The sequence below is a fragment of the Confluentibacter sediminis genome (genome assembly GCF_003258355.1).
GTDB classification, from domain to species: domain Bacteria; phylum Bacteroidota; class Bacteroidia; order Flavobacteriales; family Flavobacteriaceae; genus Confluentibacter; species Confluentibacter sediminis.
Map to the genome: position 1 here is coordinate 98,321 of NZ_QKPO01000007.1, position 16,335 is coordinate 114,655.

The window sequence follows — 16,335 nt, forward strand, 5'->3', positions numbered from 1 at the left end:
CTTTTGGTGACTAACTCAAATAATTAAATAATTGTGGACTGTCCTAAATGAATGTTGGTAAAGTTAAGATTAGTTTCGTCTGGATTATTAATAAAATCCTCTATAAAGTCCCCAACCTTGATTGTGGTGATATGTTCATATTTTGTATTTAAATCTGGTGTTGTAATATGAAGTTTCAACGATTTGTCAACGCCTTCTTTTACTAAAGAAGCTTCATCAAACAACTCAAAATGATCCAATAACATAGCTGCCGATAATATAGCTGCAATAGGGTTCGCAATCCCATGGTTGGCGGCTTTGTTGTATGCCCCATGAATGGGTTGGAACATGGCTTTTTTGTCGCTAAAAGAAGCCGAAGCTAACAAGCCTATCGATCCGACAATAACACCAGCCAGTTCGGATAAAATATCTCCAAACATGTTTTCGGTCAAAATAACATCAAATTGTCTTGGATTAATGGCCAACTCCATAGCTGCTTTGTCAATGTACATGTAGTTAACGACTACATCCGGATATTGAGGTGCCATGTCTTGTATGACTTTGCGCCATAATTTAGAACTTGCCAAAACATTGGCTTTATCAACCAAGGTTAATTTGCGTTTTCTTTTTTGTGCCGCTTGAAACGCTAAATGTGCAATGCGTTCAATTTGAAAACGGGTATATTGGCATGTGTCGGTAGCCGTATTGCCATCGTCACTAAATATTTTGTCTCCAAAATAAATGCCGCTAGTAAGCTCTCTGTAAATAAGGATATTGGTGTCTTTAATTTGTTTCTTTTTTAAAGACGATTTATCTAAAATATCCTCATAAGCAATTACGGGTCTTACATCGGCATATAAATCGAATGTTTTACGCAACCCCAACAGACCTTGTTCGGGTCTTATTTTCGCCATAGGATCCATATCGTATATGGCATTCCCAATAGCGCCAAACAGAATGGCATCTGCTTTTTCGCAAAGATCAATAGTTTCTTGTGGCAAAGCAACACCTGTTTTTTCTATGGCACTGGCTCCTACCAATCCGTAATCAAAAGTAAATACATGGTTAAATTCCATAGCTATAGCTTTCAAGACCTTAATGGCTTGTGCTGTAACATCTGGACCAATACCATCTCCTGGTAACACGGCTATATTTAACTTCATATATTATTTTTTTTCATTCTCGCTTTTGCGAGAATCTACTTTTGATTTTCGGTTATGGATTCCTCCTGCCTGCACAGGAAATGACAAATATTTACGAAGAAATCCCGTTGTAAATTTTACTGTTTTCTATGATTTGATGAACATCGTCATCGTTTACTTGTTTCTTAGTATCTGCAAAGTCTAAAAAGCTAATATATATTTCATCTAACTGAAGCTTTGTTAACTCATAGCCTAAATTTTTTGCTCTATAGGCTAAGGCTGCTCTACCACTTCTGGCAGTAAGTACAATAGCAGATTCTGTAACGCCTACATCTTTAGGGTCTATAATTTCGTAAGTTTCACGTTGTTTAATCACCCCATCTTGATGGATACCAGAACTGTGTGCGAAGGCATTAGCGCCTACAATCGCTTTGTTTGGTTGGGTGTAAATACCCATACTATCAGACACTAATTGGCTGAGACCATATAACATTTCTGTTTTAATTCTGGTATCTAAGTTGAGGTAAGGATGCTGTTTTAAAATCATCACCACTTCTTCTAAAGCTGTATTTCCGGCGCGCTCTCCAATACCATTAATGGTACATTCAATTTGTCTGGCACCATTAATAACCCCTTCAATGGAATTTGCTGTAGCCAATCCTAAATCATTATGGCAATGGCAAGATATAATAGCTTTATCGATGCCTTTTACATTTTCTTTTAGGTATTTAATTTTGGCACCGTATTCACTAGGTAAACAATATCCTGTAGTATCAGGAATGTTTAAAACGGTAGCACCTGCTTTTATTACAGCTTCACACACACGAGCTAAATAATCGTTATCGGTTCTACCAGCATCCTCAGCATAAAACTCGACATCTTCCACAAAGGATTTGGCATAGCTAACGGCTTTTACGGCGCGTTCTATAATGTCTTCTCTATTGGAATTGAATTTGAATTTTATATGAGAGTCCGATGTACCAATTCCTGTATGGATTCTGGGGCGTTTAGCATATTTTAATGCTTCGGCAGCTACTTTTATATCATTTTCAACGGCACGTGTTAATCCGCAAACCGTGGCGTTTTTTACTATTTTTGAAATGGCTTCAACCGATTTAAAATCACCTGGACTAGACACGGGGAAACCAGCTTCAATAACGTCTACTCCTAAATAATCAAGTTGTTCAGCAATAATAAGTTTCTGTTCTGTGTTTAATTTGCAACCAGGAACCTGCTCACCATCACGTAGGGTAGTATCAAAAATTTGAACGTTGTTATTCGACATTTATTAAAATATATTTTCGTATTCTTATACGAATTTATATTTTGGTTTATAAAACTAAGCATTCGCCTATTAATTTTTACGATGTTTAACACTTCTAAAATTTATTTAACCATTTGTATATCATTTATTTAACATTGTTTTTATAACTATGACAAAGGAGCAAAAAGATAATTTGTTTGTACTAATAAAATCGTTATCAAAATCAGAAAAAAGGCAGTTCAAGCTATATGTGGGTCGCTTAGGCGTCAATGAAGATTCAAAATTTTTAACCCTTTTTAATATTCTTGAAAAACTTTCGGTGTATGATGAATCTGTCATCCTTAAAAAAGGCATTGTAAAAAAGCAGCAATTATCAAATCTTAAAGCGCATTTATACAAGCAAATATTAATTAGTTTACGTTTAAATCCATCGCATCAAGATGTTAGGATTCAAATTCGGGAACAATTAGATTTTGCTACTATATTGTATCACAAGGGGTTGTATAAGCAAAGTTTAAAAATATTAGAAAAAGCAAAAGCTGTTGCCATTGCACATGAAGAGAAAAATGTGGCTTATGAAATTGTTGATTTAGAGAAAGTTATAGAATCACAATACATTACCAGGAGTTTAAGTTCAAGAGCCGATGAGCTTTCCATACAAGCAAAAGAACTGAGCCAGCAAAATGTATTGGCAAGTAAACTGTCAAATTTATCCCTGCAATTATATGGCCTCTTCTTAAAAACCGGCTATGTTAAAAATGATAAAGAGACCAAGCGTATTGTAAAGTATTTTGATGCTAGAATGCCAAAATATGATATTAACGAACTTGGTTTTAGAGAAAAGCTATGGCTTTACAAAGCTTATTTATGGTATAGTTTTTTAACGCACGATTTTTTATCGTGTTATAAATATGCCACCAAATGGGTGAATCTGTTTTATGAAAATAAAGATATGATTACTTTAAACCCTGTGTTCTTTTTAAGAGGAAATCATTATTTATTGGAAGCCTTATTCTATTTAAGACATTATGATAAATTTAAAGAATCTCTAGAAAGATTAGAATCTATCACTAAGGAATCTTGGTTTCCTGTTGATGATAATTTAGAAGGTTTGGCCTTTTTATTTATCTATAATAATAAGTTTAACCTTCATTTTATGGAAGGTAGTTTTGAAGAAGGTTTGCCTTTGGTCGATGAAGTCTTATCTAAACTGAAAGATTTTGATGACCGTATTGATGAACATCATATTATGGTGTTTTATTATAAAATAGCGAGCATGTATTTTGGTGCGGGCGAAAACAAAAAATGTATCTTTTATTTAGATAAAATAATTAGTAATAAGTCTTTACAAATGCGTGAGGATTTATTGTGTTTTGCAAGAATATTGAATTTGGTGGCGCATTATGAATCTGGTTTGGATTATCATTTGGACGTACTTATAAAAAGCACATACAAATTCTTGATTAAAATGGAAGATTTATATGAAGTGCAAAAAGAGTTTATAAAATTCTTGAGAGGTTTGGGAGATATTTATCCAAATGAAGTTAGAAACGAATTCATTAAGCTTCATAAAAAACTTAAAGAGTTTGAAGATGACCCTTACCAAAGCAGAGCGTTCCTTTATTTAGATATTATTTCTTGGTTGGAATCTAAAATTCAAAGCAGACCCATAGGGCTTGTTATTAGAAATAAATTTCATGAAAATTTGATGAAACATAAAGCGCATTAGAAAAAAATATTAAAAAAATTAGGATTTTAAATTTTTCTGACTGAATATTTGCATTCACAAAGTTCAAAAACTTATTGAAATGTTATCAAGAAAGGTGGAGGGATTAGACCCATTGAAGCCTTAGCAACCCTTTACTTGTAAAGAAGGTGCTACATTCTACCCGAAAGGATAGATAACGAAACAAAATTACTTGTCCGTAATTTAAATTTCTTTTTAACATTTTTCTATTAAGTACATCAATTTTTGATGCATTTGGCTTTTGGTTTAATCATTTATTAACTCAAAAAAACTAGAAAAATGAGTACATTAAAATTAGCAACAAACGCATTACATGCTGGGCATGATGTAACCACAAACGCAGGAACAAGAGCGGTGCCTATTTATCAAACAACATCGTATGTGTTTAATAATTCAGACCATGCGGCAAACCTGTTTTCACTAAAGGAATTAGGATTTATTTACACACGACTTAACAATCCTACCAATCAAATTTTACAAGAGCGTTTAGCAGCTGTAGAAGGTGGTGTAGGTGCTGTGGTTTTTGCGTCTGGAACAGCAGCCATTTCAACAGGATTATTAACCTTATTAAAAGCTGGCGACCATATTGTAGCATCTAGCAGTTTGTATGGTGGGACTTATAATTTACTTAAAGTAACTTTACCTAGATTGGGTATTACGACCACGTTTGTAGATGCCGATAATCCAGATAATTTTGCAGCAGCTGTTCAAGATAATACCAGAGCCTTTTTTGTGGAATCTTTAGGGAATCCAAAATTAGATGTATTGGATTTGGAAGCGATTGCAAAACATTCCAAAGCAGCAGGCGTGCCATTTATTGTTGATAATACGGTGGCAACCCCAGCGTTGTTAAATCCTATAAAACATGGAGCCAATATCGTTATTCATTCCTTAACTAAATATATTGGCGGCCAAGGAACGTCGTTAGGCGGAGCTATTATTGACGCTGGTACTTTTGATTGGGCGAATGGAAAATTCCCTGAATTTACTGAGCCTTCAGCAGGTTATCATGGTTTAGTGTATCATGAAGCTTTAGGAGCAGCAGCCTATACTTTCAAATTAATATTAGAAGGATTGAGGGATTTTGGTGGTGCTTTAAGTCCGTTCAATGCGTTTCAAATCATTCAAGGTTTAGAAACCTTGCCTGTTAGAATCAAACAACACAGCGAAAATGCATTAGAACTAGCCAAATGGTTAGAGCAACAAGAAGAAGTTGCTTGGGTAAATTATCCAGGGTTGGCATCAAGTAAATACAAAGCATTATCAGGTAAATATTTGCCAAAAGGGCAAAGCGGCATTGTTACTTTTGGAGCAAAAGGTGGTTTTGAGGCTGCTAAAGCCATAGCCGATAATTCAAAATTATTTTCATTATTAGCAAATATTGGTGACACAAAATCATTAATCATTCACCCAGCTAGTACCACGCATCAACAATTAACAGATGCTGAACAAGACGCTGCGGGAGCTCCAAAAGATTTAATCCGATTGTCGGTGGGTATTGAAGATATAGACGATTTAAAAGCCGATTTAAAAGAAGCATTTAAAAGTATTAAATAATTATTTCCGTTGAAAAAAGCATTGCAACATATCATTGTCAAAGATTACGTTACAGAAAGCAACGTGCCTGTGTCTGAAATCAAATTAAGCTATCAGCTATTTGGTAAAGCGTTGGGTACTGCTCCTGTCGTATTGGTCAACCATGCGTTAACTGGTAATAGTAACGTCGCGGGGGAGAACGGTTGGTGGACCGATTTGGTTGGTGAGGATAAAGTGATAGATACCAAACTTTACACTGTTTTGGCTTTTAATATTCCGGGTAATGGTTTTGATGGTTTTGTTATTGATAACTACAAAGATTTTGTAGCTCGTGATATTGCTAAATTATTTTTAATTGGCTTAAAAGAATTAAAAATAGATAAACTTTTTGCCCTAATTGGTGGTTCGTTAGGTGGTGGGATTGCTTGGGAAATGGCGGTTTTAAATCCGAATATTACGGAGCATTTAATCCCTGTGGCAACCGATTGGAAATCGACCGATTGGTTGATTGCCAATTGCCAAATTCAAGAACAGTTTTTATTGAATTCCAGAAACCCCGTACACGATGCCAGAATGCACGCCATGTTGTGTTACAGAACGCCTGAATCTTTCAACGAGCGTTTCCATCGTTCTAAAAATGAAGAACTGGAAATTTTCAATGTAGAAAGTTGGTTGTTGCATCATGGTAAAAAATTGCAGGAACGTTTTCAGTTGTCGGCCTATAAATTAATGAATCAGTTGTTGAAAACCATTGATGTCACTAAAAACAGGCCAAACGATTTTAATGTTTTGGAAAGTATTCATGGTAACATACATATCATTGGCGTGGATTCCGATTTATTTTTTACTGCCGAAGAAAATAGGCAAACGCATAAGCAATTGGCATTGACAAATCCCAATGTAACTTATAACGAAATCAATTCGGTGCATGGGCATGATGCATTTTTAATGGAATACGAACAATTAGAAAAAATAATAGAAGGCATTTTTGTGCCAAATTCTAAAAAAAGACGCATGAAAGTATTAAAGTTTGGAGGCAAATCTTTGGCAAATGGCGAAGGGATAGATACCGTAATTTCAATTATTGAAAATAAGGTAAAAGAAGGCGAAAAGATAACTGTTGTAGTTTCAGCAAGGAGTTCTGCAACAGACGATTTGGAGACTATATTAAATAAAGCTTCAAAAGGACATCCCTATAAAGAAGTGTTGCAGGTTTTTAAAGATTATCAAACAGAACCATTAAGAGATATTGACTTTTCTAAAGAATTCTCCATTTTAGATAAATTGTTTGAAGGTGTTAGTTTATTGGGGGATTACAGTAGTAAAACGAAAGATGAAATTTTAGCACAAGGGGAATTGCTTTCTGTGAAACTTATTTCAGCGTTATTGAATAAAAAAGGGATCAAAGCCTCTGCTGTTGATTCAAGGGAACTTATAAAAACGGATGGCTCTTTTGGTAATGCGCAGCCAATTTTACAATTATCAAAAGACAACGTCAAGAATTTTTATAAAAATACCGAAAAAGATGTGGTGAATGTAGTGACTGGTTTTATTGCTTCAAACGCAAAAAATGAAACTACGACGTTGGGTAGAAATGGCAGTAATTATACAGCAGCTTTAATTGCAAATTATTTGGATGCTGAAGAGTTACAAAATTATACACACGTTAACGGTATTTACACAGCCAACCCGGATTTGGTGGAAGATGCCAAAAAAATACGAGAATTGTCATTTAGTGAAGCTAACGAATTAGCGAATTTTGGAACTAATGTTTTACATGCGAAAACGATTATTCCATTGGTTGAAAAAAATATCAACCTTCGTATTTTAAATACCTTTAATGCGAATGATGAAGGAACGCTGATTACCGCAAAACCAAATTCTAAAGAAGTCACCTCCTTATCAGTTTTAGATCATGTAGCGTTGTTGAATTTAGAAGGACGTGGACTATTAGGGAAAAGTGGTGTAGATGCTCGAATTTTTGGTGCCTTGGCTAATTACAATATCAGCGTGAGCATTATTTCGCAAGGGTCTTCAGAACGAGGCATTGGTTTGGTAATTAATGCAGAAGAAGCAACACAAGCAGTGATTGCTTTAGAGCGTGAATTTGAAAACGATTTTTATTCCCAAGATGTCAATAAAATTGGTGTGGTAGATGATGTATCGGTCATTTCAATTATCGGAATTGAGTTGAGTTCATTCCATAAGCCATTCAATGCGTTGATTAAAAACCAAATAACACCGTTGTTATTTAACAATACGGTGACAGGTAAAAACGTGAGTTTGGTTGTTAAAAAGGACCAACTTCATAAAGCGATGAATGTGATTCATGGTGAGATTTTTGGAATTTCTAAGAAAATAAATATCGCCATTTTTGGTCACGGAGGTGTTGGAGGAGCGCTCATCAATCAGATTTTAAAGTCGAAAGATGAGATTGAAAAACGTAAAGGCATCCACTTAAATGTGTTTGCGATAGCAAATTCCAAAAAACTACTGTTAAACAAAAAAGGGGCTGATATTAATTGGAAAAATGCTATCAAGTCGACGTCATTAGAAAGTTCCATTCAAGAGATAATTACTTTCTCTAAAACACATCATTTAGAAAATTTAATAGCGGTTGATAATACGGCAAGCCCCAATTTTTATAAAAATTATGTGCCGTTGGTAGAAGCTGGTTTTGATTTGGTATCATCCAACAAAATAGCTAATACTATTTCTCATAAATTTTATACAGATTTGCGTCTTAAATTAAAAGAGAACAACAAGCAATATTTATATGAAACCACTGTTGGTGCAGGGTTGCCATTGATTGATACCATTAAATTATTGCATGAATCTGGTGAAAATATTACTAGAATCCGTGGTGTTTTCTCAGGAACGTTGAGTTATTTATTCAATAATTTTTCGGTGCAAGACAAACCATTTAGTGTGATTGTTCAAGAAACGATTGATAAAGGGTTTACAGAACCCGATCCAAGAGAAGATTTTTCAGGAAATGATGTAGCAAGGAAGCTTTTAATTTTAGCAAGAGAATTAGATTTGTATAATGAATTTGAAGATGTTGAGGTTCAAAATTTAATTCCAGAAGCATACAGAGATATTTCAGTGCCTGAATTTTTAAAACAGTTGCATGTGTTGGATGAAGAATTTCAGAAAATAAAAGACAACCAAAAGCCAGGACATGTGTTAAGATATGTGGGTGATTTATCAGGCGATTTATCAAAAGATAAAGGGCATTTAGAAGTGAAATTAGTATCCATTCCAGGTGATAGCACCTTAGGGCAAATTAAAGGAAGTGATGCTATTTTTGAGATATTTACAGAATCATATGGAGAGCAACCAATTGTGATTCAAGGTGCAGGTGCAGGTGCAGAAGTAACCGCACGCGGCGTTTTTGGAGATATTTTAAGGTTGTCTAAACATATTAATTAAAAAATGTCAGTTCGAGTGATTCTGAATTTTTTTTTCAGAATTGTATCGAGAACCTATTTTTTTAATATTTCTCGATACTAATTTGTTCAGTTTGCTTCACAAATTCACTAGAAGCAACAACGAATTATAGTCATTATTTGATAAAAATAAAAAATGAGTAACAAAAAGTTTGAAACAGAAGCCATTCGTACGCAATTAGAACGTACCGAATTTTTAGAACATACCAGTCCTATTTATTTAACTTCCAGTTTTATATTTGAAGATGCCGAAGATATGCGTGCTTCTTTCACCGAAGAAAAAGACCGTAATATTTACAGCCGTTTTACAAATCCCAATACGACTGAGTTTGTAGGTAAAGTTTGTAAAATGGAAGGTGCGGAAAGTGGATATGCTTTCGCAACAGGTATGGCTGCGGTGTTTTCAACATTTGCTGCGTTGTTAAAAAGTGGTGACCATATTGTGTCGGCACGTTCGGTATTTGGTTCTACACATGCGTTGTTTGTAAATTATCTTCCAAAATGGAATATTACCACCAGTTATTTTGATATTAATAAACCAGAAACCATAGAAAGTTTCATTACTCCAAACACCAAGATTTTGTATGCCGAATCGCCCACAAATCCAGCGATTGACATTATCAATTTGAAGTTGTTAGGAGATATAGCCAAAAAGCATAATTTAATTTTAATCATCGACAATTGTTTTGCAACACCTTATTTGCAGCAGCCTATAAAATACGGCGCGCATTTGGTGATTCATTCAGCTACCAAATTAATTGACGGACAAGGACGTGTTTTGGGTGGTGTCACGGTTGGAAACGCCGATTTAATAAGGGACATCTATTTGTTCTCCAGAAATACGGGGCCAGCATTATCGCCATTTAGTGCATGGACCTTATCAAAAAGTTTAGAAACCTTGGCTGTTAGAGTTGATAAACATTGTGAAAATGCTCTGAAAGTGGCTGAATATTTAGAAAGTCATCCCAATGTGAATTGGGTAAAATATCCATTTTTGAAATCACATCCGCAATATGAAGTAGCTAAAAAGCAAATGAAATTAGGAGGAAACATTGTCGCCTTTGAAGTGAAAGGAGGTATAGAAGCGGGGCGCAAATTTCTAAATGCCATTAGAATGTGTTCACTTTCTGCCAACTTAGGTGATACCAGGACGATTGTAACACATCCAGCATCAACTACACATAGTAAATTAGCCGAAGCTGATAGGTTAGAGGTTAGTATTACTGATGGTTTGGTACGTGTTTCTGTTGGATTGGAGCATGTGGATGATATTATTGCGGATTTGAAGCAAGCTTTAGAACAATAATTATGAGACTATTTACTGTAGATGCTTTTACAAATATTCCTTTTAAGGGAAATCCTGCTGGCGTATGCATACTTGATAAAGCACTAAATGAAACGGATTATCATGCAATTGCCCAAGAGATGAATCTCCCCGCAACTGCTTTTGTTTATGAAGAAAATGGCAAGTATAGGTTGAGGTGGTTTACGCCAACAAGCGAAATAGGTTTATGTGGTCATGGCACTTTGGCTACTGCTAAAATTCTGTTTGAAAAGCTGAATGTCTCTACAGATGTTCTTGAGTTCAATACCAAAGGTGGACTGTTAACAGTAAAAAGAAAGGGTAGCCAAATTGAAATGGATTTTCCTATTGGGAAAACACAACCTGAAGACACAAACGATACACAACTGGAAACATTTTTAGGTGAAAAGCCAATAGCCATTCATGGTGATGGCGATTTGTGCTTGGTTGAGGTTAAAAGCAGTGAGACTATTAAAAATTTAAACCCGAAATTTGACCTTTTGCTAAAACATGCTAAGAAGAAGTTTATCATTACAGCCATGTCTTCTGATGATGCGTATGATTTTATTTCAAGGGTTTTTGTCCCAGATTTTGGTGTAGACGAAGACCCTGTTACAGGCTCGGCGCATTGCTATTTGGCTAATTATTGGAGTGAAAAACTATCTAAAAACACACTTATTGGTTATCAAGCCTCTAAACGTGGTGGTATAGTTGAGTGTGAAATTTTAGGTAATAACCGCGTGCTTTTACGAGGTGATTGTGTGATTATGGCGGAGTTGTTGGTGGAGTGGGAGTAATTTGATTTTTATAATTTACAATCTCCATCTAAAAAGTCTTGTTTGGTTGGATTGTATGCATTTCCACCAATTGAAAACCCTTTTTCTCTATTGCTAATTAAGGCTGTCAAGGCGCATAAATCTGTTAAAGCTATATTGCCTGTAATTGATAATCCATTACTTAAAGAGGATATGTTTTCTAAACCTGTTAAAGAAGTTAATTTATCATTGTATTCAATTTTTATGTTTCCGAAAAAATTGCCATCTGTTAAATTCGGATTCCCAATTATTGAAGTTAATTTAGTTAAGCCGCTAATGTTCTCAAGGCTTATATTACCAAAGATATCTATTTCTCCTTTTAGCTCTGATAGATTATTCAAGGCATCTATATTTTTTAGAGCATCATTGCCCCGTAGGCTTAATTTGCTTTCAATGGAATGAATACTTTGAAAACCATCCAAACTTGATAAATTGTCATTATTAATAATTTCTAATGAACCACTTATCGATTGCACGTTTGAGAATTGAGTAAGGTTTTGAATTTTGGTTTGAGAAATTCTGATTGATTTAGTGTTTGAACCAACATTCGGTAAACCGTTTAAACTTTCAAGATTTTGCATTTCTAAAAAAATAAACCCCCTTAAAGTTGAAGTTACATTTTGAAAAGCACTAAGATTATTGATTAAAGGCTGAATAATAAACAAATCACCTCCAATAGATTTTAAGCTCATAAGGCCATCAATGTTCTCAAGGGCGTTATGTCTAATCCAAAGGTCAGCTCCAATACTTTTCAGATTAGCAAAACCATCAAGGTTTTTTATGCCATTATTGGAAATAATTAAACTACCGCCAACTTCTTCAACCTTTGAAAAAACTTCTGTTTCTTTTACGTCAGAATTACTTTCTAAAATAAAATCACCTCCAATTATTTTCAAATTACTAAAAACAGACAAATTAACAATGTCAGTTGAACTAAGAGCAGTTTCAATTCTTAAGTCACCAGTAATTTCTGTGTATTTATTATTTCCAAGTTGGTCAACTTCTGCCTGAGATTTAACTACAATATCACCGTTAAAAATATTCTCAGTAGGTTTTGAATTATTGTTGTCAGTCGAACAATTTAATAGCGCAAAGCAAAGAAGTAGGTTTAGCAGGTTTTTAGATTTCATGAGGGCTGTTTTATAAATTTATTTTTATTACTGATTTTTGCTAAAATACAGATTATCTGTAAAACTTTTCCGTGTCGCAAAACTTTTGTTAAAATACGTATCTTCGCAGCATGCTATCTAAAAAAACAAAATACGGTTTAAAAGCACTGACTTATATTGCCAGAAAAGGTGATAACGAGCCAGTACAAATAGGTGAGATTGCCAAAAATGAGCATATTTCACAAAAATTTTTAGAAAGCATATTGTTAACGTTAAGAAAATCTGGTTTTCTAGGATCTAAAAAAGGTAAACATGGCGGTTATTATTTAATTAAAAAACCGTCTGAGATTTTAATGACCGATGTCATGCGGGTTTTAGAAGGTCCCATTGCGTTAGTGTCTTGTGTCAGCTTAAACTTTTATGAAAAGTGTGATGATTGCCCAGATGAAGCTAGTTGTAGTGTTCATAAATTGATGATTCAAGTACGGGATAGTACGCTTAATGTGTTTAGACATAATACATTAGAAGATATATCAAAGTAAAGATTAAAAAATTGTAAATATATTTTGTGATATAGTAAAAAGTATTATTTTTGTAATTCCTATTAAATCGATAGGAATAATATAATACTAAGTAAAATGATTGAGCAAGTGTTAATAGATTCAAATCAAACAGAGAAAACTACTTATAAAACTGATGTAGCCAAGGAAAAGCCACTTAGAAGTGTTGTGAAATCTATTAGTTGGAGAATTATAGGAACATTGGATACCATTATAATTTCTTGGTTAATAACAGGACACTTAACTTTGGCATTTCAAATAGGTTCTGTTGAGTTAGTTACAAAAATGGTACTGTACTTTTTCCATGAACGTATTTGGAATTCAATTAAATGGGGTAAATAAAAGATTATAATGATAAAGGAAAATCAAATAAAAGAATTAAACGAGACTTATAAAAGTGCGAAGCCCTCTGAGATTATTCAGAAGGCTTTTGAGCTTAGTAAAGAGGCGGTGGTAACTACTAATTTTAGACCTTACGAAGCAGCTATTTTGCATGCTGTAAATTCGGTTGAAGCTAATATTCCTGTGGTTTGGTGCGATACAGGTTATAATACGCCACAAACCTACAGGCACGCCGAAAAAGTCATTAAAGAATTAAGCTTGAATATATTTTTATACGTGCCTAAACAAACCTCGGCGCATAGAGATGTAGTTATGGGGATTCCAAGTATTGATGCGCCAGAACACGCATTGTTTACAGAACAAGTGAAGTTAGAGCCTTTTAGACGTGCCATGGACGAACACAAACCAAAAGTATGGTTCACGAATTTGCGTCAGGGTCAAACAGCATTCAGAGATAGCATTGGAATTTTTAGTGTGAGTAAAGGTGGGGTTTTAAAAGTAAGTCCGTTTTACTATTGGTCTGATACTGATTTAGACAAGTACTTAGAAGAAAACAAGTTGCCAAACGAATTTAAATATTTCGATCCCACAAAAGCTTTAGAAAATAGAGAATGTGGATTACACGCCTAAAAAGTTAGAAAGTTAAAAGGTTAAAAAGGTTAGAAAGTTGTTAGTCCTAAATATTATAGAAAACCAACAACCAGCAACCAGCGACCAACAACCATAAAATATTATGAGTACAATAAAAAAAGATACATCAAACATTAATTCACTAGAAAACGAGGCGATTTATATTCTTAGGGAAGTAGCCGCTCAGTTTGAAAAACCTGTATTGTTATTTTCTGGTGGAAAAGATTCTATAACCTTGGTAAGATTAGCGGTTAAAGCATTTTATCCAGCAAAAATTCCGTTTCCATTAATGCATATTGATACGGGGCACAATTTCCCTGAAACGATTGAATTTAGAGACCGTTTGGTGAAAGAATTAGGATTGGAATTGATAGTTAGAAACGTTCAGGATTCTATTGATGAAGGGAAGGTGAAAGAAGAATCTGGAAGATATGCCAGTAGAAATCAATTGCAAACAACCACGCTTTTAGATGCTATTGAAGAATTTAAATTTGATGCGTGTATTGGTGGGGCGCGTCGTGATGAGGAAAAAGCGAGAGCTAAAGAACGTATTTTTTCGGTTCGTGATGATTTTGGTCAATGGGATGAAAAAAACCAACGTCCCGAATTGTTCGATATGCTTAACGGACAAATTAATTTGGGACAAAATGTACGTGTATTCCCGATTTCAAACTGGACAGAATTAGATGTTTGGTCTTATATAGAAAGAGAAAATATTGAGATTCCGTCTATCTATTTTGCGCATACTCGTAAAGTGTTTTTAAGAGATGGTTTGATTTGGTCTGCGGATGATGAAGTAGTTTACAGAGATGCCCATGAAGAAGTTATTGAAGAATTAGTGCGTTTTAGAACTGTAGGTGATATGAGTTGTACCGCAGCGGTATTATCTGATGCGACAACCATTTCGAAAGTCGTTGAGGAAATTAGAGAGTCAACGATTTCTGAACGTGGTGCGCGTATTGACGATAAACGTTCTGAAGCAGCGATGGAAAAACGTAAACAACAGGGGTATTTTTAAATAGTTGATGGTTGTTAGTTACTGGTTAATAGTAACTAATAAACTTTTAAAAATTCAAACAAAAAGTTAATAAAATTATGTTGTTGAGATTTTTTTTGGGATTTAGTAAAGTCTAATAACCTAAAACCAACAACCAAAAACCAATATAATGGAAGTAATAAAAATTGCAACAGCAGGAAGTGTAGATGATGGAAAAAGTACCTTAATAGGGCGCATACTTTATGATACAAAATCACTAACTACCGATAAGTTAGAAGCTATAGAAAAAACCAGTAAACAAAGAGGTTACGATTATTTAGATTTTTCTTTGGCAACAGATGGTTTGGTGGCTGAAAGAGAGCAGGGTATTACCATTGATGTGGCTCATATCTATTTTTCAACAGCTAAAAAAAGTTACATCATTGCCGATACACCTGGTCATGTGGAATACACCAGAAATATGGTGACTGGAGCTTCAACATCGCAAGCATCTATTATTTTAATTGATGCTAGAAAAGGTGTGATTGAACAAACCAATCGTCATTTCTTCATCAACAATTTATTAAGAATTAAAGATGTTGTGGTTGCTATTAACAAAATGGATTTGGTGGATTATTCTGAAGAGATTTATAATAAAATCAAAGCAGATTTTTCTGAATTAATGAGCAAGAGGGATTACCAAGATCAAAAAATAACTTTTATTCCTGTTAGTGCTTTAAAAGGGGATAATGTGGTTAATAAATCTAACAATATGCCTTGGTATAAAGGTCAGGCTTTGTTAGAGCATTTTGAGCAATTGGATAAAGCAGATATTTTTAATATGGGTACGCCTCGTTTTCCGGTACAATATGTGATTCGTCCTAAAACGGAAGAATTCCATGATTTTAGAGGCTATGCGGGTAAAGTATACGGTGGCGAGTTAAGTGTTGGTGATGATATTTTGGTGTTGCCTTCAAAAACCAGATCAAAAATTAAAGAGATTTATTTTTATGATCAAAAGTACCAAACGGCGTCCAGACGTTCTTCAGTAACGATTACTTTGGAAAATGATATTAATGTAAGTCGTGGCGACATGATTGTTAAAGAAGGCGATTTACCAACCATTGATAAAGAATTTACGGCCAATGTATGTTGGATGGATTCCACGCAGTTGGTTCCTGGTGCGAAATATGTCGTGCAACACGGTGTTAATAAAGTATTGGCGAAAGTTGATAGAATCAATCATAAAATACATCCCGATTATTCTGGAATAGAAAAAGATGTTACAGGATTGGGAGTGAACGATATTGCTTCAGTAACATTCAAATTAAATAAGCCGATTTTTTACGACCAGTTTAAAAACCACAGAACCAATGGTTCTTTTATCTTAATAGATACGCAATCCAATAATACGGTTGGAGCAGGCTTTATCCAGTAAAAAGTTTTAAAGTTAAAAAGCACATTACTTTCAACATTTAAACTT

The 16,335-nt window shown here is 34.4% G+C and carries 13 protein-coding genes and 1 riboswitch; of the genes, 10 read left to right on the plus strand and 3 right to left on the minus strand.

From position 1 onward, the window contains the following. Positions 1–23: 23 nt before the first annotated feature. Positions 24–1,142 carry a 3-isopropylmalate dehydrogenase gene (gene leuB / locus DKT72_RS07530; protein WP_111308124.1) on the minus strand — a complete coding sequence of 373 codons (1,119 nt, stop codon included), beginning with the start codon at positions 1,140–1,142 and terminating at the stop codon, positions 24–26. 91 nt (positions 1,143–1,233) lie between these two features. Then, on the minus strand, positions 1,234–2,406 hold the full coding sequence (locus tag DKT72_RS07535; RefSeq protein WP_111308125.1) for a 2-isopropylmalate synthase: 1,173 nt from the start codon (positions 2,404–2,406) through the stop codon (positions 1,234–1,236). A 148-nt stretch (positions 2,407–2,554) separates the two neighbouring features. On the opposite strand from DKT72_RS07535, the gene DKT72_RS07540 reads away from it, so the two are divergent. The 5 genes from DKT72_RS07540 to DKT72_RS07560 all read left to right on the plus strand — a co-directional run bounded on the left by DKT72_RS07540 (position 2,555) and on the right by DKT72_RS07560 (position 11,217). After that, positions 2,555–4,114 (plus strand): hypothetical protein, encoded by a 1,560-nt coding sequence (locus DKT72_RS07540; protein WP_111308126.1) that lies wholly within the window; start codon positions 2,555–2,557, stop codon positions 4,112–4,114. A 79-nt stretch (positions 4,115–4,193) separates the two neighbouring features. Beyond that, positions 4,194–4,293, plus strand: a riboswitch (SAM riboswitch). A gap of 118 nt (positions 4,294–4,411) precedes the next feature. After that, positions 4,412–5,689 (plus strand): O-acetylhomoserine aminocarboxypropyltransferase/cysteine synthase family protein, encoded by a 1,278-nt coding sequence (locus tag DKT72_RS07545; protein WP_111308127.1) that lies wholly within the window; start codon positions 4,412–4,414, stop codon positions 5,687–5,689. Positions 5,690–5,698: 9 nt separating this feature from the next. Further along, the gene (gene thrA / locus DKT72_RS07550) at positions 5,699–9,100 is read left to right on the plus strand and encodes a bifunctional aspartate kinase/homoserine dehydrogenase I (protein WP_111308128.1); all 3,402 of its coding nucleotides are present in this window, start codon (positions 5,699–5,701) and stop codon (positions 9,098–9,100) included. Between the two features lie 153 nt (positions 9,101–9,253). Beyond that, positions 9,254–10,423: a trans-sulfuration enzyme family protein gene (locus DKT72_RS07555; RefSeq protein WP_111308129.1), complete on the plus strand. Its 1,170-nt coding sequence runs from the start codon at positions 9,254–9,256 to the stop codon at positions 10,421–10,423. Between the two features lie 2 nt (positions 10,424–10,425). Then, positions 10,426–11,217 (plus strand): PhzF family phenazine biosynthesis protein, encoded by a 792-nt coding sequence (locus DKT72_RS07560; protein ID WP_111308130.1) that lies wholly within the window; start codon positions 10,426–10,428, stop codon positions 11,215–11,217. A gap of 8 nt (positions 11,218–11,225) precedes the next feature. Here the strand turns inward: DKT72_RS07560 and DKT72_RS07565 are convergent, their stop codons facing one another. Then, positions 11,226–12,365 (minus strand): receptor L domain-containing protein, encoded by a 1,140-nt coding sequence (locus DKT72_RS07565; protein ID WP_111308131.1) that lies wholly within the window; start codon positions 12,363–12,365, stop codon positions 11,226–11,228. A 110-nt stretch (positions 12,366–12,475) separates the two neighbouring features. On the opposite strand from DKT72_RS07565, the gene DKT72_RS07570 reads away from it, so the two are divergent. From DKT72_RS07570 to DKT72_RS07590, 5 genes are all read left to right on the plus strand, one after another. Then, positions 12,476–12,886 carry an RrF2 family transcriptional regulator gene (locus tag DKT72_RS07570; protein WP_111308132.1) on the plus strand — a complete coding sequence of 137 codons (411 nt, stop codon included), beginning with the start codon at positions 12,476–12,478 and terminating at the stop codon, positions 12,884–12,886. Positions 12,887–12,982: 96 nt separating this feature from the next. After that, positions 12,983–13,246: a DUF2061 domain-containing protein gene (locus DKT72_RS07575; RefSeq protein WP_111308133.1), complete on the plus strand. Its 264-nt coding sequence runs from the start codon at positions 12,983–12,985 to the stop codon at positions 13,244–13,246. Between the two features lie 9 nt (positions 13,247–13,255). Beyond that, entirely contained in the window at positions 13,256–13,876 is a 621-nt protein-coding gene (locus DKT72_RS07580) for a phosphoadenosine phosphosulfate reductase domain-containing protein (protein WP_111308134.1), read from the plus strand. Between the two features lie 103 nt (positions 13,877–13,979). Then, on the plus strand, positions 13,980–14,894 hold the full coding sequence (cysD, locus tag DKT72_RS07585) for a sulfate adenylyltransferase subunit CysD (protein ID WP_111308135.1): 915 nt from the start codon (positions 13,980–13,982) through the stop codon (positions 14,892–14,894). Positions 14,895–15,042: 148 nt separating this feature from the next. Then, entirely contained in the window at positions 15,043–16,290 is a 1,248-nt protein-coding gene (locus DKT72_RS07590) for a sulfate adenylyltransferase subunit 1 (RefSeq protein ID WP_111308136.1), read from the plus strand. Positions 16,291–16,335 lie beyond the last annotated feature (45 nt).

Coding starts and splice junctions, on each gene's coding strand:
- leuB (WP_111308124.1), bottom strand. CDS start 1,142: ATGAAGTTAAATATAGCCGTGTTACCAGGAGATGGTATTGGTCCAGAT.
- DKT72_RS07575 (WP_111308133.1), top strand. CDS start 12,983: ATGATTGAGCAAGTGTTAATAGATTCAAATCAAACAGAGAAAACTACT.
- DKT72_RS07580 (WP_111308134.1), top strand. CDS start 13,256: ATGATAAAGGAAAATCAAATAAAAGAATTAAACGAGACTTATAAAAGT.
- DKT72_RS07535 (WP_111308125.1), bottom strand. CDS start 2,406: ATGTCGAATAACAACGTTCAAATTTTTGATACTACCCTACGTGATGGT.
- DKT72_RS07560 (WP_111308130.1), top strand. CDS start 10,426: ATGAGACTATTTACTGTAGATGCTTTTACAAATATTCCTTTTAAGGGA.
- DKT72_RS07545 (WP_111308127.1), top strand. CDS start 4,412: ATGAGTACATTAAAATTAGCAACAAACGCATTACATGCTGGGCATGAT.
- DKT72_RS07590 (WP_111308136.1), top strand. CDS start 15,043: ATGGAAGTAATAAAAATTGCAACAGCAGGAAGTGTAGATGATGGAAAA.
- DKT72_RS07570 (WP_111308132.1), top strand. CDS start 12,476: ATGCTATCTAAAAAAACAAAATACGGTTTAAAAGCACTGACTTATATT.
- DKT72_RS07540 (WP_111308126.1), top strand. CDS start 2,555: ATGACAAAGGAGCAAAAAGATAATTTGTTTGTACTAATAAAATCGTTA.
- DKT72_RS07555 (WP_111308129.1), top strand. CDS start 9,254: ATGAGTAACAAAAAGTTTGAAACAGAAGCCATTCGTACGCAATTAGAA.
- cysD (WP_111308135.1), top strand. CDS start 13,980: ATGAGTACAATAAAAAAAGATACATCAAACATTAATTCACTAGAAAAC.
- DKT72_RS07565 (WP_111308131.1), bottom strand. CDS start 12,365: ATGAAATCTAAAAACCTGCTAAACCTACTTCTTTGCTTTGCGCTATTA.